Origin of the sequence: Flavobacterium zhairuonense (genome assembly GCF_004352915.1) — a bacterium.
GTDB classification, from domain to species: Bacteria; Bacteroidota; Bacteroidia; order Flavobacteriales; family Flavobacteriaceae; genus Flavobacterium; species Flavobacterium zhairuonense.
The window spans coordinates 11404-29970 of the sequence record NZ_SJSY01000064.1 but is presented as its reverse complement, the minus strand read 5'-3'; the positions used below and the strand labels follow the sequence as shown (position 1 = coordinate 29970).

Here is an 18567-nt window from a genome sequence, read left to right as displayed (position 1 = left end):
AATGAGTTTGTGAAAAAAATGGAATCGAAATTCTAAAAATGCAGTAAATACAAGGCATCAAAACTGATTGGAAATTTTGCTGGAATTTTACTTAAAGGTTTAAGTAAATTTTTCATAAAAAACGAAATATTAAAGAATTTAACTACAATACTATTTCTTCTAAAAAAAATTATGAAAAGCAAAACATAATTCATAAATCGGCATGATTTATATTGTATATTAGTCAGTGAAAAACAAAAAATGCTGTTGATTTTATTGCCTAAGAATCTCAAAAATGAATAAAAAAATTACGCTTAAACAAATTGCAAAAGAATTCAACACTTCTATCGCAACGGTATCTAAAGCCTTGAACGACAGCCATGATATTAGCGTTGCAACAAAAAATAAAATCAAAAATTACGCACAGCTTCATAATTACAAACCCAATAGTATTGCCTTAAGTTTATTGAACAAAAAAACCAAAACTATTGGCGTCATCATGCCTACTATTCTCAATCATTTTTTTGTTCAGATTTTTAACGGAATGGAACAAACGGCAAACGAAAAAGGCTATAATTTGATTACTATTATTTCGAATGGAAAACTCGAAAAAGAAATTACTTCAATCAACTTATTAGAAAACGGAATTATCGATGGTCTTCTAATTTCTTTGTGTGAAGAAGCGCAATCCAAACAACATGTTTCGCATATTGAAAACTTCATAAAAAATGCTGGCCCGGTCGTTATGTTTGATCGCGTTTTTGATTCTTTGGATACAGACAAAATCATTGTTGATGATTTCAATTGCTCGTATAAAGCCACAGAACATTTAATAAAAACGGGATGTAAAAATATTGCCATTGTTACGATTTTGGATTATCTCGGAATTGTAAAACTTAGAATCGATGGTTATTTAAAAGCACACGAAGACTATAATATCCCTGTAAACAAAAAACTGATTTCGCTGATTAAAAAAGAATATGATTTTGAAACCGAAATCAAAACGATGCTCGACTATCAAAAAGTAGATGCTATTATTGGACTTGAAGAATATTCAACGGTTGAATCAATGACAATTGCACAAAACAGAGGTTATAAAATCCCTGATGACATTTCGATTATTGGCTTTACAAATAGTGAAATGTTCAAATATTGCAAACCTTCTATTTCCTGCATCAGCCAGCATGGCGTTTTTATGGGACAAATTGCTGTACAGAAAGTGATCGAAAGAATAGAAAACGAAGATCAAAATCAGCCTGAATTTGAGACTAAAATCATTAAAGCGAGTTTGATTGAGCGTGATTCTACTAAGAAAATTACTCCTTAAGTTTACTGGCGTAAATTGCTCGCAAAGTCACGAAGTTATTTTTTTTAAGTCTTTATAAATAAAACTTTGCGCCTCTGCGACTTTGCGAGATTAAAAACTCAATACACTTCGACTTCACCAATCTTCAGAGCAGATTTTGCGACTTTACTTGTAAAAGACAATCGAATTTTATTCGATTTTACTTTATCAAAAACAATTTCATTAAGGGTATTTACAACTAATTTATCAGGTTTTGAAACCATTTTCCATTTCCCATTTTCATCTAAAATTGAAAGCATACATTTTTCATCCAAAAGCTTTTTATTTTCTGAACCTATAAAGGACAAAACAATTTTATGAAACTCTTTTTCTGTTCCAAAATCAATCTCAATCCAGTTTTCCTTCTTTTGAAAAACCTTCATTTCATAATAATTTCTGACATTATCAAAATACCAAATTCTGCCGTCATTTAGCTGATTTATTTCTTTTGAATCTGAGTTTGAAGAAGCAACTTTAGGAAAATCTTTTCCTTTGATATTTACTGCTAAATTTATTTCTGATTTTGAAGGCTGGTCAATTTCAGATGAATTTGAAAGCGAAATGATTTTCTTTCCCAAAACTGAAGGTTTTAAAACCATTTTTCCATCCAAATAAACCGACAAACCTTTTCCTTTTTTGTATTGATTTCCAGATTCATCATATAAAATCGTCAAATTTTGATTATGATAACGAATGTTTTCCAAACAGAAATACTTCACATCTTCAGTAACAAGCGGATTAATCTCCAGCTTATTTCCTTCTGAAGGTCTGATGCCACACAAACCTGTAATAATTAAATCATTGAATTCAGAATGATTGTAATGTTCGCTTCTTTGGTCAAAATCGGCAATGGCGCCTTTTTGGTCGGGATAATAATTTTCTAGAATATTAAGTTTTCCGTTTTTGTAATGTTGATCGGCATATTGTTTCAGAATTTCCCAATAATCTTTTTTCGAAATTTCTTTTTGATTGTAATTATTCAGCAAATTTGCCATTCCTAATAAAACCTGAGTGGTTTGATAAGGCCAGCTTGGACCGTTCCATTGACATTCTTTTGCTACGTTTGGCCCAAAACGATATTGTTTCATATAATATTGATAAGATGGCTCAACTGTGCGCAAACCAAACGCTCCACCAAAATTTTCCGGATTACGCAAACGCGACCAAGCAGAATTATACTTTTCAATATCATCAGGCAAATTATAAACCCAAGGCACAAATCCGACCAACTCTCGCCCGCGAATAAAGTCCCAATATTTTACAAATTCATTATTGACTTTAAAACGATCCGTAAAATGCCCTAAAATCGGGTTCCATAAATTATCCTGAAAATTTTGTTTTTGTTCCGATGCTTTCTGCTGATATTTTTCGGCCAATTTTTGATCACCTTTCAACAACGCAATTTTAGAAATCGCCAAAGCATTTGCATACATATAACTGTTTATCGAAGGACGAAATCCATCACCACCTGTAAAACCGTCCGTTCCTCCGCTTGCATCGATTGATGAAATGGTATTTTCAGTTGCATCCATAACAGGTTCAACAAAATACAGCTTTTTAGAAGCATCATAATGATCTTGCCAATCAGCATCAATTTTAATCATTGACGGCAATTGTTTTATGATAAAATCTTTATCGCGATTGATTAGATAATTGGCATAAGTCGCATCGGCAATCGACTCGGTATAACGACGATTGTTCCCGCCATGCTGATACATAAAATCGATATAATTGTTCATGTACAAACGATCTTTGAGCCATCTTCCTTCATGAATATGAAAAACCGTTGCCGCGTTCAATGTATTATAGGGTTTATGATCCCAGCTCATGGCATTTAAAAATTCGGTCACTACATAGCCGTAATCGCCAATATTTCGCAAATGTGCTTTGTAAACTTCCCAACGATAATAATACACATCTTCTATTTCCTTGTCTGAAATTTCAAAAAACGGAATATTTTTCAAATACCAGTCGCTGTCATTGCCGTAATGTGAAATGCTTTTTTTATTGGAATCTATAAAATGAGTTTCGTTTTTTTGAGCCAAGATTGGCATAGCAATCAGTAGAGAAAACAGCAGAAAATAATGTCGCATAAATTAAAAATCTTTCTTTAGCTCATTGGATTCATTTTAAACACATAGAAACATAACTTTTGAATAAGTAAAAAGGCGTTTCACTAATTTAAATTCACATAGTTCTATGTGTTAGAAACTAGTTTCTTTCTAACATTTTTTAGAGAAAAAGAAAATCTATGTTTCTATGTGTTTAAAAAAAATGCACCAACGAATTTTTATTAATTAAATCGTTTATAGATCAGCAAATAAAGAGATTATAATTTTTTAAGGTCAGACAAAAAATCTCATTCTTTCTCGAATTAGTCTCATTTCGAGGATTTTTTATTGAAACGACTCTCTAATAAGCCAATTTTTTAAACACATAGAAACATAGACTTTTTATTCTTGAAAAGATGGCTAAAAGAAACTAGTTTCTAACACATAGTTGTTGTGATTTGTCATTTCAAGGAACGAGAAATCGCACTAGAAACTCCTCAAAAAAGAGCATTAATCTTTGTAGATATACGAGTGTGATTTCTCGTTCCTCGAAATGACATACAGCGCTGACTATGTGAATTTAAATTAGTGAAACGCCTTTTATAGACAAAATAAAACTATGTTTCTATGTGTTTAAAAAAACTCAACGTTTTAATTATTCTTCACTTCAAATGAATTAAAAATTCCAAAACTGTTTTCTCCTTTAGCAACAATTCCAATTCTGTATCCCATTCCCCACGGCGCATATTTGTCAGGATTAAAAGTTAAAGTTTCAATTTTTATCCAATCTGAATTTTTCTCTTTATAATAAAATTCCAATGTTTTTGCTTTCTCTAGAATATTCATTTTCAATTCGATTTCGCCAGAAAAAGTTTTATCGATTTGTTTTAAAACTTGATAACCGTTTTCTAAATTATTGAAAATCTTAATTCCGTTTTTAGAGATCGAAACCCCAATTCCACCCAATTCTCCAGGCCAAGTACTTTTGTAAATTGCACCACCTAAAGCAATTCCAGTTTCAGCCTCTGTAATTTGTATCGAAGTATTTACTGTAAAATCAACTGATTTAATGTATTGTCCCAAAAAAGTCCCCAGATTATGATTTTCGTTTGAAGCTTTCAATTCCAAGCCATTTTTGAAACTCAATTGCGGTCTTTCTTTTTTTGAAGGCCATTGCCAAGCTAAATTTAGTTTTTGATCTTTTCTAAAATCATCACTAAAATCCAATTCCGATTTTGGTCGGTTTGCCGTTATGTTATTTCGTAGAATCGGCCAGCCGTCTTCTCCCGCAACCAATTCTTCAATTACACCTTCTCTACCCACATACACATCATAATCCATGTTAAACGCATGATACAGCATAAACAATCTTCCTTCTTCGGTCGTAATAACCGTTCCGTGCCCCGGACATCTCCATTTTTCATTGCTGACCATAATAGGATTTTGTGGATATTTTTCCCAAACACCACTTTCTAAACTTTTTGTGCGGGCAATTCCGGTTTTGTAATTACAACGTGCATCGCAACAGCCTCCAACAGCATATAAACTATAAATATAATCTCCGAATTTAAAAAAACAAGCACCTTCAACTAAAGCCGTTTCCCAAGGCTGGCTATTGGTATATACTTTCTTTTTTGTGCCTAATAATTTGGTTCTGGTTTCATTGATTTCCTGCATCCAAATCCAGGATTCTTTTCCACAGCCATTTCCATCATTTTTCCAGAAAGCGTAAATTTTTCCGTTATCTTCCATTTCAAAGGCGTCAATTGCGCCACAATCATCTTCAATAATTACGGGGCCATTATCTGTAAATTTCCCTGTTTCGATTTTAGAAGCATCAATCCAAGCCGTTCCACATTGCAAACCCGGATTTCCTTTTGTAAATCGGTTGTGAGCTGTGTAATAAGCATAAATTTTGTTTTGCTTTTTGTCATAAGCCAATTCCGAAGCCCAAAAATTATTTTCGCCCCATTGGTCTTTCATGTCTTTGAAACCTTCTGGAAAAACATGGTTTACGAGTGTCCAATTTTTCAAATCGGTCGATTTATAGATCGTGAAATAGGGCGCCCATTCATTTGTTGTTGAAGTTGCGTAATAGTTTTTTCCAACTCTGATAATCGACGGATCTGGATTATCGCCGGGTAATGCAGGATTTACTAATTCTAAAGGTTTTACATTGGAAGTAATTTGCTTTTTAGTGCTACATGAAAATAGCAGTAATGCGGTGAAAATGTAAAGTATGTTTTTCATTTTTATTAATAGTTTAATTGCGCTTGATTTTTTAAACACATAGAAACATAGATTTTCCTTTTATTTTGAAAAGATGATAGAAAGAAACTAGTTTCTAAAACATAGTTCTCAAAGTTTGTCATTTCGAGGAACGAGAAATCACACTCTTATATCTACAAAGATTGGCGCTCTTCTTTGCGGAGTTTCTAGTGTGATTTCTCGTTCCTCGAAATGACACAGACTACACTGACTATGTTTATTTAAACAAGTGAAACGCCTCTTGTAGACAAAATAAAACTATGTCTCTATGTGTTAAAAAACCAACTTATTATTTCTGAATCGTAGGCCAATCATCACTTTTCCAATTCAGTTTCAAATTAGATAAATACCACGATTTTCCGTCTTTGGTATTATTTCCTTGGTAAAAAAGCCAATATTTCCCTTTTTGATCTTTAAAAATATCCGGATGACCTGATTCTGCAGAATTCCATGTTCCAGCTTTTCCATTTTCTAAAAAAGGTTTAACGCCGTTTCGTTCCCAATGAATTCCATCTGAACTTCTTGCAATTCCAATTTGCTGTGGTTCATTGTTATAAGCGCCTGCATAAAACATGTACAAATATTTTCCTTTTTTAATGCAAGAAGCACCTTCAACGCAGTTTTTTTCCCAATCCAAAGTTGGTTCCATTACCGAAGTATTCGTCAACTGTGTCCAATTATTTTTATTGAAATTAGTTTTAATTGGTGCCGAAGCAACACCTTGTTTCTGAATTTTATAAGAAGCATCACGAGTGGCAAAATACAGGAAATATTTTCCTTTAAATTCTACTACTTCTGCATCGATTGCGCGTCCACAAGTCCAGTCGCCAGTTGGACTGAAAATTGGGTTTGTTTCGTTTCTTTTAAAATTAATTCCGTCTGTTGAATAAGCGTGGCAAATAGCATCTTTTAAACCATTTCCATAGGTTTGATAAAACAAATGAATCGTATCATTTCGAACCAAAGCTCCCGGAGCACAAAGTCCGTTTTTCTCATATTCAGCCCCCGAATTGATTTCGCCAGCTTTCTTCCAATCTTTTAAATTATCACTTTTCGCAATCCCAATATGCCATCCCGACATCTCTTTTCCCGGAATCGAATAATACATCCAATAGCTTTTTTTGAAGAAAACCACTTTCGGATCTTTTGCCACAGGGTTCCCAGAAGACATATCTGTAAAGTACATCTCAGGTTTTTCTTGGGCGCAAGAAGCAAGCCCCCATGCAAAAAGCACGCAGGTAAAGAGTAAATTTTTCATTTTATGTTTTTTAGAAAATTCTTTTCAGTTCAATTCCGTTTAGGATTGTCTTACCGGTTTTTTGTTTGAAATCAACCTGAATTCCTTTGCCGTCTTTTACATAAATCGTTGTTTTCATATCAATGGCTTTTTCAGGTTCCAAGTAATTATTATTTCCAAAGTTTTCCAGAAATAATTGTCCGTTTATCAAAACATCAAAAACTCTAAAGGCTTTTTCTTCCTTCTGACTTTTCTCTGCTAAATTATATGCCAGCGCTTCTCTTGTTTTTCCTGAAAGAAACTCAGCAAAATAAAGTGTCACTTCATATTTTCCGTCAGGAACATCAAAATTAAAAGCTTCAATTCCTTCTCTTTGCGTTTGATAAATTGGATCATTTTCGGTTCCTTTTATCAATTTATTGGTTCCGTATGGAATTTGAGGATTTCCTGGCATTTTGTACGCTTGTCCGCCAACATAACCCCAGCTTCCTTTTGTGTAAGCTTGTTCTGGAAGCCAGTTTTGCTGTGTCAATTCTTCAGTAAATTGTCTTTGATCTCCCAAACTGATTCTGATATTCTCAAAAGGATATTTTTCACTGTTTAAATTCGGTGCATAAAGTGTGAAATGAATTGATGCAAAATCTTTTACACTTTCATTTGAAGTCGAAAAAGCTTCTACAATATTGTTTCCATTTTTGAACGGAACTTTAAAAATAGTCGATCCTTCTTTTGTTTTCTGGCTTCCTAAACTTTGTCCGTTTACTTTTAAAGTGATTTCACTTTCATTTGAAAAAACTTCCAAATCCTGATAAAAAACCGATTCATTTTCTGAACTCAAAACTCCCGAACGATTATTCCAACTTTTAGATCCGATGCTTACAACTGGTTTTTTAAGCAATCTCGCTTGATAGAAATAATAAGCATCTTTAGGAATTCTATCCCAAGAAATAATTCCTTTATTGTTCATGTGTGGCCAGCTTTCCGCTCTTCCTTCTGAATTGAATTCAACTAAATTCCAAATAGTACCTCCAGCAACATAATCTAAATTTTCGATGGCATTCAAATAATGTTTGTGATACAACATGGCATATTCCATAGTTTTATCAAACTTTTTCGGATTATCAGATCGCATTCTTCTATCTGCATCAGCACCAAATTCTGTAATAACTACAGGTTTGTCTGGCAATACTTTATGATGGTTTTCCAGAAACTTTTCTAAGCCAGCAAATTCGCCATTGTACCAACCGTGGTATAAATTCCATCCCACAATCATCGGGATTTTTGTCAATCCAACTGAATTGTACAAATCAAAAGCACCGTGATTTGGCAACATCGTATAACGTGTTGGATCTTCTTCGCGAGTTGCATTCTCTAGTTTTTGTGCCAATGCAGCAACGTTTTTATAATACGCTTGCCTTTCTGGTGATTTATCTTCATATCTCGGACGAAGCAAAATTTCATTCATATACGCCCAAACAATTACGCTTGGATGATTGAAATTCTGACGAATCATTTCGCGTTGCATTTCGATGCTGTTTTCTTCAAAAGCTTTCGTTTCTGTAATTCGGTTTACTTCCGGAGTTTCGACCATTGCCAAAAGTCCGATTCTGTCACAAGCTTCTAAAACCGATGGATCTTGCGGATAATGTGCCACGCGAACAAAATTTCCGCCCATGTCTTTTATCAACTGCATGTCTTTTTCAGCCAAAACATCTGGCAAAGCATTCGCTAAATCTTTATAATCCTGATGACGGTTTGCTCCAATTAATTTAGTTGGTTTTCCATTCAAATAAAAACCTTTGTCAGCAGTAAATGAAAACCATCTAAAACCAACTGGCGCTGAAAATAAATCCAATTGCTCCTTTGTCTTTTTATCTATAATAACCGAAACCGCTTTGTATAAATAAGGCTCATCTGGTGACCATAATTTTGGATTTTGAACCGCTTTTGAAAGTTGTAAAAATGCTGTTTTTGAGTTTGGTTTTAATTTTAAAGTAGTACTCAAAGTAGCCACTTCTACATCATTTTTATCGAATAATTTAGTGGTAACAATTATATCTTTTGAAAGTTTCGAATTGTTCTCAATATTTCCTTTAATTTGGATTTTCGCAGCCGAAGCTGAAACCTCTGGAGTTGTAACAAAAACACCATCAGAAGCGCGGTTTGTCATGTCGAAATGAACTTCGTTTGAAGCAATCAAATATACGTCACGATAAATTCCTCCGTAAAAAGTAAAATCGGCATCAAGAGGCGGAATATCATCGTTGTAACTGTTATCTACTTTTACCACAATTTGATTTCCTTTTTCAGGATTTTCAAATTGAAGAAATTCATTTACCGGAAAACTGAAAGCAGAATAACCGCCAATATGCGAACCTACTTTTTTTCCGTTGATAAAAATTTCTGTAGTTTGATTTGCACCTTCAAAATAAAGATAAACCGATTTGTTTTTCCATTGCGGATTTACAAAAAGCATTTTTTTGTACCAACCTTCACCTCTGTAATATCCCCATTGATCATCCATAACGTCAAATTTGTTCCAGCTGTGTGGCAAATTGACATCTTCCCAAGCGGTATTTTTTGTGTCTTCTAAATCGGCTTGATTTAATTTCCCTTTGTAAAACTGCCAGTTAGAATTGATGGATTGTTTCATTTTTTCCTGACTGAAACCAGTCACGAAGCAAAATACAGTTACAAGCAGTAAAATCTTTTTTTGAATCATGGTATTAATTTTGTGGTTTTACCAATCTGCAGTCAAATAATCCTCCGGCTGTATTCCCAGGATCGGCTACAAATTGAATTGTAATTTGGTTTTCGTTTTTTAGTAAAGCCGTCGGAATCGCATATGTTTCATCATAAAACGAATTTGGTTTCTTGGCTTTTAAAATTTCTTTCGCAATTTCGACATTATTTACTAAAATCCTAAAGGATCTTTTTCCTCCATCACTACCAAAATACGTACAAATCAAATTTGCTTCTGTACTGTTTTTCGTATTCATTACAAAACTAAAATAGCCACCATCGCGAGCATCTCTCCAACGCATATTTTGAAATTCTCCCGTAAAAGTATTTTTCCCTTCAAACTGATGATCTCTTTCTGGCTGCATTTCTCCAATTCTTAAATGATCTAAAGTCCTAGCCTCAAGTTCCTCTTCTTCAATACGTTGTTTCTCAAAAACTTCTTTTTGAACTTTCCATTCAGCTGTAGAAAATTTATCCCAATACACCATAAAGCGATTGTCAATTATCGAGTATAAAGGCAATAAAGTAGTTTTTTGCGCATTGTCTATAGTAAATTTCAACTTGTTTTGGTCATTTAAATGAATCCAATTGTTGATGTCGGAATCGTTGGTAACCAAAACTGGAATTTCTCTCGCTTTCATTGCATTTTTATTCAATTCTCCGGCCAAAACCACTGGTCCATAAAGCATTGCGATTTTATTCTGATCATCTGGCATGGCTTCTTTATGAAGATGCATCGGCATAGTGTATTCGATTACATCACCTTTTTTAAGTTTGTCAGAAATCACAAAATAACTTCCCGAAGTTAAATTTCCTGTAGCTTTTTTACCATTAATTTTTACTGACGCATTTGAAGTCCAAATTGGAACACGCAAATAAATTTTGTTTTTAAAACTTCCTTCTTCAATCGTAAAAGTCACTTTATCCTCTTCAGGAAAACTTCCTGTTTGTTTCATTTTAAATCCTTTTTCTTTCCAATTTAAAACAGACGGAATAAAAAGATTGATGTATAAATCGCCTTCACTTCCTTTGGCATAAATAGCTTCACCATATTTGGCGTGATTCTCCATTCCTGTTCCGGTACAACACCAAAACGAGTCATCAGGCGTTCCGAAAATCTTTTTTTCGCCTGATTTCAGCGGAAAATAATACAACGCCATTCCCGTTTCTGGATTTAACGAAGGCAAAATATGATTGTAAATTACGCGCTCGTAATAATCCATAAACGACGACGACGGATCTAATTTGTATAAATGCTCGGTCAATTTGAGCATATTGTACGAATTACAAGTTTCGGTTGTATTTGTGCTTAATTGATTGGCCAATTTATCGCGTTCTCCAAAATGCTCGTAATTACTATTTCCTCCAATTACATACGAATGATGATTTGTAACTTCTTTCCAGAAAAAATCAGAAACCATGTGCATTTTAGGATTTCCCGTCAATTCATAATCTCTTGCCGTTCCAATTACCTTTGGAATTTGCGTATTAGCATGCAATCCAGCCAATTGATCTTTTTGATTTTCTAGCGGAACCAAAACTTTTTCGTGATAAAATCTCTGAGATAAATCCAAATATTTTTTATTTCCTGTAATCGCATATACGTTTGCCAAAGCTTCATTCATGCCACCGTGTTCACAATCCAACATTTTTTAGAATTGTTCTTTCGTCAAATTTTTGAATTTTACATCAATCCAATCTGAAAAAGCAACGGCAATATCTTTCGCCTTTTTATTGCCTGTATAAGTATAAGCATCAACCAAGCCAGCCAAAACTTTATGTTGCGTGTACCACGGCACCCAGCCACCATTCAAATCAAATCCTTGCGAACGGATATTTCCTGCGGCTACTTCGTCAAAAATTTTATCGCCGTCTGGAATTGCACCAATGTATCCTGTTCCTTTCTTTGTTTGACATTCTGCAAGTTCATTTATGATATAATCAGCACGCTCTTTAAATCGTTGATCACCAGTTGCCGCGTACATCAAAGATACCGCTGTAAAATAATGCCCAAGCGAATGCCCTGAAATTCCTCTTGCCTCCCAGCCTCCGTAAATTTTGCCTTTCGGCGAAAGCCCAGCATATTGCCTAAATCTCGAAAGCAGACGATCTGGTTCTAATGCCAAAAGATAAGCGCCATCTTTATCCATTGCATTTTTGAATTTGCTATCTAAAAGCCGAACTTCATTCAACTGAAATAAGTCAGCTTTATACGACACTTTGTCTTTTACAGAAAATCCTTGCTGTGCTTGAATTCCGGTGCAAAACAGGATAATTCCTAAGATTTTAAAAACATTATTTTTCATATTCTAATAAAATAAATATCCTTTAAATTTTGAAATATCCGAAGATAATTTCAAGCTGTAAACTGCTCCAGCTGTATGGTTTTCAGGGACTTTGAAGGTGATTTTCACGTTCTTTTTTCCCTTCAGGCTTTCAGGCAATTCAAAGCTTTTCTCATAATATTGCAAAGGCTGTTTTTCTCCCAAATCTTCTGTGCTCAAAAGCTGATCATCGGCGTAAATTGAAATTCCGTTTCCGTTTGATGCACTTCCCCAGAACGTTACGGTCAAAAATTGCTTTGAAGCTTTTTCATTTGCTTTCATTTCGTATGAAAAACTTTCATTTTTAGAAACGCTGCGTCCATAACGATTGTTTTCCCAGAAATGCCTAGCGTCTTTTTCTAAAATTCGGGTCGAATTGCCAGCGTTCAATTTATGCTTTTTTTCGTCTAATTCTGAAGAAACATCAATTTCATCGCTTACAATTTTCTGACGTTCGGCTATTTCTTCTTTAGAAAACATTTTCAGATAAACCGAATAACGCTGATGATGCATTTGATAAAACGGAATCAAAGTAATCTCGTTTGATTTTCCATTTAAAATTCCTGCGCCTTTCGTTTTGAATTCCATTTTTTTTCCAGCAACAGGAACAATCCAATTATTAATATCAGTTTCTGAAGCCAATAGCGACGGAATATCATTTTGAGGCGTTACCCAATTGTTGTAATGCATGGCGTAACTTACCAAATCGCTTCCCGGCATTTTGTCTTTTCCTAGCGCTGCTGCCATCACTAACGGTCCGCGCATAATGGTTATTAAATTGGGTTCGTCTTTTGATCTTTCAATCCAGAAATTCTGAGGCATTTCAATTTTGATTTTATCGCCTTTTTTCCAATTGTTTGATAGTTCAATTGTTCCTCCCACTCTTCCATTAAAAGAAACTTCTTTATCGTTGATCCAAACTTTTGCTTTTCCTGCCCAAGATGGATAACGAACGATTAATTTATTTGAAAAAGATTTGTTTTCATTGATTTCTAAATTAATAATATCTTCTTCTGGAAAATTAGTCTTTAAGCTGATTTCTAATCCTTTTTCTTCCCATTTTAAAGTTGTCGGAATAAATAAATTCAGAAATAAATCCTCTTTATTATGAAAGAAAACCGATTCACCATATTTCGCGTGATTTTCCATGCCTGTTCCAACACAGCACCAGACTTTTTCCAAATTATAGCCATCACTATATGATTTAAATCCGCCCGGCATTAATGAAGTGTAATAGGTCACGCCACCAGAATCAGGATCTTGCGAAGCCAAAATATGGTTGTAAAGCGCACGTTCAAAATAATCTAAATGTTTCAAATCGCCCGAGACTTCAAAAGCTGTTCTGGCTGTTTTTAGCATATTGTAAGTCGCACAAGTTTCATCAGAAGTGAAGCCTAAACCTTTGGTTTCATCGCCTGGCTGAACGTAGCGCTCGTAACGCCCGCTTCCGCCAATAACATGATTATGTTGCGCGTACATTTGATCCAAGAAATTAAAGGTCGCGTCTTTACTGACTTTATTTCCGTCAAGCTGATATTGTCTGGCTGTTCCTGCAAAAGTGGGAACTTGCATATTTACGTGTCTTCCGTATAAAACATCATTTCCTAAAGCCGTATTCAAAATCACTTTTTGATGATTAAATTTCATTGACGTTTCCATGTATTTTTTTTCGCCAGTCAAAGCATATAAATCTGCAAAAACTTCATTCATTCCACCATGTTCGATATCCAACATATCATCAAATAAATCAGGATTGGCTTTTAAGGCAAAATCAGCAATTCTAGAACCCTCATTTTTTAATAATTCGAAAGCAATTTCGCTGTTACAGTAAATGTAGCAATCGCGATACGCGGCCAAATCTTTATGAACAACGTACCAAAAATTCCCCATTCCGCCCCAAGGATAATTGGTTTCGTCTCCACCATCCAAAGTTATTTTTCCATTCGCCAAATCATGTAGCGGATTGTCCCAATTTTTTCTTCCCAAAATATAATTCTGATCTGGGTTGTTTTTATTGATAATATCGATGCATTCTTTTAAAGAAGCCATCATATAATCGACTCTTTTTTTGTATTCCAAATCTCCCGTCTGCGCATACATTAAAGCAATTCCCGAAATATAATGTGGCATTTCCCCTGGTCGTGTATTTTCCGGCTGATTAGATCCTGGATAATTTCCTAACAAAGGCAGATTAGCTCTTTTTCGGTAGCCGTTCAGCATTCGGTTGACATCCATTCCTAAAAGGTATTTCTGATCCAATTTCATCGCATGATAAAACGGACTATTTTCAAGCAATCTGGTATCATTTAACGGAAAATCTTTCCAAACAATTGGACCATTTTCTTTGACTATATATTTGTTTTTTTCTTGTGCCGAAATGCTGAAAGCACTCGAAAGCAAAAGTGCCGTAATAAGATTCTTTTTCATCAAAATTTATGTTTATCAGTTTTGTGAGATGGGAGTTCTTTCTGAAATTAAAATGTCCAATTTCATGTATCTCAAAAGTTCAAATAAATTAAAATTAGCTTCAATTTGGCGGTCTTATTTTCTCATTTTTTAGTCCTTTTGTGCCAAAACAGTTATTTTTAGAGGTATTTCAATATTTTGAATTTTCACTACCTATTCTTTTCTTAAACCGCATCGTATATAGCTTTTTCAATAAAAAAATCAATGATTTTTTCACTAAAAAAGCAATCAAAATGTTTCAAATGCTACTTTTTTTCAAATTCGGTTTCAAATGGATTTAAAAAACAAAATCCGCAAGTCAGAACTCGCGGATTTTGGATGAAAAAAGTGATTTGTTTTTAATTCAGAATAATTTTTTGAGTCGAAATCTTGTTTCCGGTTTTAACCTTTAAAATGTAAATTCCTTTTGCAAGATCGTTTAAGTCTAAATTTATTGAATTTTCAAAGTCGTATGATTTGTTGTAAATCTGTTTTCCATTCACTCCATAAACTTGAATACTAATTTCTTCTTGCGGATTTGAAACCAAAACATTCACCAATCCTTTTGTCGGATTTGGGAAAACGGTTATTTTGATTTCATTATTTTGAATTTCAGCTTCATCAACCGCTAAAACTTCTTCTGTTTTTCCTGGTTTTGCCAAAACACCTTGGCCATTATCTAGTTTTACAAAAGTCCATTGTTGATTGTTTGCTGTACCAGAATCCAACTGTGCTAATTGAGTTCCGTTCGTCGTACTTGAACCCGGAACTTCAAGTGCTTTTCCACTTAAACGATTAATTATTTTGAAATAATTTCCAGTTACAGGGACAATACTCCATTGTTGATTATTTCCGTAAATATATTCTCTTTGGGTTGCAACGCCACCATTTGCGGTTGATGAAGCTGCAATTCCGATAGCTTTATTAGAATGCAAAGCCGTGATTTTGTAGTAACCACCAGAAGTTAATTCTAATTGGAACTTCTGGTTTGTTCCTCCTAAATCATCCCACTGCGAAACAGCCGCGTCATTGTTTTGAGAAACTCCCGCAATATCAATTACTTTTCCACTGTTACGATTCACGATTTTATAGATTCCTCTAGAAACTGGAGTCGTTGCGTCGCCAATTTTCTCAAAATTCCACTGCTGATTATTGGCGTTTGCATAATCATTTTGTGTTACCAAACTTCCGTTTACAGTTCCGGCGCCCGTTACTTCCAAACATTTGCCACTATGATTGTTGACTAATTTATAAAAGCCATTATTTAAGCTGATGATTCCCCATTGCTGATTACCGCCATGCACATAATCCCATTGCCCAACTGATGCATTATTTGCTGTAGATGAACCTAAAACGTCAACCGCTTTATTGCTATGAACGGCATAAATTGCATATGATCCATTCCCTAAAGCTTCAACTCTGAATTTTTGGTTTGCTCCGCCCACATAATCCCATTGACTGAACAAGGCGCCATTATCATTTGAAACACCATTCACATTCAAACTTTTACCCGTATGACGAACAGTAATTTTATAAATTCCGCCAGAAATAATATCAGAATCGTCACCAGGTTTTGTTCCGTTATACGAATTCAAGACATCAACTTTATCAATGTTTACACCGTTTGTTGCTCCTAAAATTTTGATTGTGTTTGTTCCTAAGTTCAAATCCAGAAACGCTTCAATATAATTTTGAGAAAATGCTGCCGTTGCACCGGTATCCATAAATTCGACGTTCCCGATATTAATTCCGTTTAGCTCAATTCCTTGCAAAATTTTATTTCCTGAATTCGCATAATAAATACGAACCAATTTTTCGCCTTTATAATCTGAATTTACATTAAAAGCAACTGATGCACTTGCCGATGACAAACCTGTTACATAATTTGTTCCGCTTGCACTTGCAGAAGTCGCAGAACTTGCGCCACCAGCTAAAACGGCACTTTCAGCTTCATAAGTTGTTATCGGAATTGTTGGCACTTCAGTAATTACAATGTCATCAATATTACACCATTTGCTCGCATTGGTAGTCGCAACGGCATGAAGTCCAACATCTACAGAAGTATTTGTTGCTCCTGTTTTGATATAAAGATATTTATACGGAAAAGCTGTCAAGCCATTTAAAACCGAAGCATAAACATAATTTCCACCATAATTTTCAGCATAAAAACGAGCTTCTCTTCCTGCCGCACTATTAATTCGACCTTCGATTTTGTAGGTTGTATTTGGTTTTAAGCCTGTAATCGTTTGATACAATTTTGCTTCAGACGTATTAGAGTCTGTAATAACAGTTCCTTTATACAATCCTGTCGCTGCCAAACTTGCTTTTGTAGTGGCATTGTATTGTTTTTCGGCCCAAATGGTATTGCTGCTTCCTGCCGAATTCCAAATATTCCAATTGGTCAAATCGCCTTTTTCAAAATCATAATTGACAGATGAAACTTTTGCAATGCTGGTTTCATTTTTAATAATATATGAGCTTCCTGTAATAGTCGCATCATTTGCGCGCATGATGCGTTCTGCATTTCTTTGAAACTGAGCTGCCAAATCTGTGAATTTGCTGTCTCTCGGAAAATCTTTGTGCATATGTAAACCGTGCGCCGTATCGTTGATCCAAACTCCGGTCCCATTTTTGTAAATATGATCTAAGAATTCTTGTGGCGTTCCAGCCATTCCTTTGATGATTCCCATCATTCCGCAGACATTGGCGGCAGTACAATCACCGTCACCTCCAGCCAATGAGCAGATTTTCAAAGTTTCCATATAATCGTTTTGTCCATATAAAATGGCCAAAAATCCTGTTCCGTGATTGACATCGCTCAACAACATAATTTTATCGTAACCAACGGCATAGAAATTACGGTATTTTTCCGTCCATAATTCTCGAACCGCTGCACGCCAATCTGTTGGATATTTTTGATGTAATGCTACTGCAACATCATACATACCACGAATCCAACTGTTTCCGGGAACAACTTCCATCGATTTTTGAAGTACAACTCTGGCATCAGTTTCAAAATAAGCGATTGCGTGTGCGGCGGCCCAATATTGTCCCCAAGTTAATGCCTCGCCTTGCCCAGACATACTTGAGAATTTCTCTACATATTCTGCCGCTTTATATGGCAATCCAGGGAAATTAGCGCCCATCATTTCGTGTTCGATGTAACATTCTGGAAGCCAGTGCCCATTATTTCCGTTTTCTCTTTTTCCGAATAAAGGCGCAATCAAATTTTTGCTTGACAGTAAACCCAAAGCATCTGAAGTTCCTCCAAAATCTCTCAAATCGTGATCAATCCATTCTTTTCGAATATCTTGATAAGCAACCGATGGTCCGAATTTTTCTAAAATATGCTGATTGAAAACTTCAACATGCTGATCATCATCTGAATAAATTTTTCCATCTTCGTAATTTGAAAAATAATTGAATTCGTCTTTTGTGGTTCCGCCTAAAGTTCCATTCAATAAAACAAACCAGCTATCAGGAAGTCCCAAAAGTGGTTCAACTGGTTGTTTTACTGTCGCGCCGGCTTGATAAAATCCATCAGGAGTATTGTACACTTTTAAGTATTCATATCCCGTTACAACTCCGCCACAACTTCCAATAAGCATGGCTAAAGTTTTGTCATAATAGTCCGCTTTTGAAATTGTTTTTGTTTGCGCCGAAATCAAATTGATTAACAGCAAGAGCGGAACAGCTAAACGATAAAATCTAAAATTCGACTGCCTGTTTTCTTTTCGGAAATGGTCCTTTTTTTTCTGAAAAAGAAAAGGCAGATTAAAATGTAATCTTCTTTTCATAATGGTTGTAATTTGGGTTAATAGATTAGTAAATAGACTTCTAAGGTAATTTTTAGCCCAAAAAACAAGCATTCGAATTGTTTCAGAATTACGACTTTTCGTACCAAAACCAATAAATTCTTAATTCTTTATAGTATTCTTTTGTTAACTAAAAAATTCGTAAAACATTTTTTAATTATTCGCTTTTAATGATATAAAAAAAGCTGTCTCATTTTTGAGACAGCTCTTGTTTTTTTGATAAGCTTCGGAGAAGCGCAATATTTATAGCAAAGAATTGACGTTTATTATATAAAGCTCCAGCGGAGCGACATATTTATCATTGTTCCGAATATATGTCGCTCCGCTGGAGCTCTTTCATTTGTGTTATTGAAATTTCTAT

General features: G+C 34.7%; 8 protein-coding genes and 1 pseudogene. 1 reads left to right on the top strand and 8 read right to left on the bottom strand.

The annotated features are described in order from the left end of the window. Window positions 1-274: 274 nt before the first annotated feature. Complete coding sequence (locus tag EYY60_RS03085; protein WP_132987935.1) at window positions 275-1306, top strand: LacI family DNA-binding transcriptional regulator; 1032 nt, start codon at window positions 275-277, stop codon at window positions 1304-1306. A 98-nt stretch (window positions 1307-1404) separates the two neighbouring features. Here the strand turns inward: EYY60_RS03085 and EYY60_RS03080 are convergent, their stop codons facing one another. The 8 genes and pseudogenes from EYY60_RS03080 to EYY60_RS03045 form a co-directional block, all read right to left on the bottom strand. Continuing rightward, window positions 1405-3417 (bottom strand): MGH1-like glycoside hydrolase domain-containing protein, encoded by a 2013-nt coding sequence (locus tag EYY60_RS03080; RefSeq protein WP_132987934.1) that lies wholly within the window; start codon window positions 3415-3417, stop codon window positions 1405-1407. 609 nt (window positions 3418-4026) lie between these two features. Beyond that, entirely contained in the window at window positions 4027-5625 is a 1599-nt protein-coding gene (locus EYY60_RS03075) for a glycoside hydrolase family 43 protein (protein ID WP_132987933.1), read from the bottom strand. A gap of 307 nt (window positions 5626-5932) precedes the next feature. After that, the gene (locus EYY60_RS03070) at window positions 5933-6901 is read right to left on the bottom strand and encodes a family 43 glycosylhydrolase (protein ID WP_132987932.1); all 969 of its coding nucleotides are present in this window, start codon (window positions 6899-6901) and stop codon (window positions 5933-5935) included. A gap of 10 nt (window positions 6902-6911) precedes the next feature. Continuing rightward, a complete protein-coding gene (locus EYY60_RS03065) occupies window positions 6912-9602 on the bottom strand; it encodes a glycoside hydrolase family 2 TIM barrel-domain containing protein (protein WP_132987931.1) in 2691 nt (896 codons plus the stop codon). Window positions 9603-9606: 4 nt separating this feature from the next. Beyond that, window positions 9607-10311 carry a DUF6805 domain-containing protein gene (locus tag EYY60_RS22435; protein ID WP_394346636.1) on the bottom strand — a complete coding sequence of 235 codons (705 nt, stop codon included), beginning with the start codon at window positions 10309-10311 and terminating at the stop codon, window positions 9607-9609. Between the two features lie 57 nt (window positions 10312-10368). Continuing rightward, a pseudogene (locus EYY60_RS22430) lies at window positions 10369-11928 on the bottom strand (glycoside hydrolase family 127 protein); the annotation flags it as partial. Window positions 11929-11931: 3 nt separating this feature from the next. Beyond that, the gene (locus EYY60_RS03050) at window positions 11932-14373 is read right to left on the bottom strand and encodes a beta-L-arabinofuranosidase domain-containing protein (RefSeq protein WP_132987928.1); all 2442 of its coding nucleotides are present in this window, start codon (window positions 14371-14373) and stop codon (window positions 11932-11934) included. A gap of 377 nt (window positions 14374-14750) precedes the next feature. After that, entirely contained in the window at window positions 14751-18188 is a 3438-nt protein-coding gene (locus EYY60_RS03045; protein WP_162847842.1) for an RICIN domain-containing protein, read from the bottom strand. Window positions 18189-18567: the final 379 nt, after the last annotated feature.

Bases quoted from the DNA above. Each gene is read 5' to 3' on its own strand.
- EYY60_RS03085 (WP_132987935.1), top strand. From the start codon at position 275: ATGAATAAAAAAATTACGCTTAAACAAATTGCAAAAGAATTCAACACT.
- EYY60_RS03080 (WP_132987934.1), bottom strand. From the start codon at position 3,417: ATGCGACATTATTTTCTGCTGTTTTCTCTACTGATTGCTATGCCAATC.
- EYY60_RS03075 (WP_132987933.1), bottom strand. From the start codon at position 5,625: ATGAAAAACATACTTTACATTTTCACCGCATTACTGCTATTTTCATGT.
- EYY60_RS03070 (WP_132987932.1), bottom strand. From the start codon at position 6,901: ATGAAAAATTTACTCTTTACCTGCGTGCTTTTTGCATGGGGGCTTGCT.
- EYY60_RS03065 (WP_132987931.1), bottom strand. From the start codon at position 9,602: ATGATTCAAAAAAAGATTTTACTGCTTGTAACTGTATTTTGCTTCGTG.
- EYY60_RS22435 (WP_394346636.1), bottom strand. From the start codon at position 10,311: ATGCTTTATGGACCAGTGGTTTTGGCCGGAGAATTGAATAAAAATGCA.
- EYY60_RS03050 (WP_132987928.1), bottom strand. From the start codon at position 14,373: ATGAAAAAGAATCTTATTACGGCACTTTTGCTTTCGAGTGCTTTCAGC.
- EYY60_RS03045 (WP_162847842.1), bottom strand. From the start codon at position 18,188: ATGAAAAGAAGATTACATTTTAATCTGCCTTTTCTTTTTCAGAAAAAA.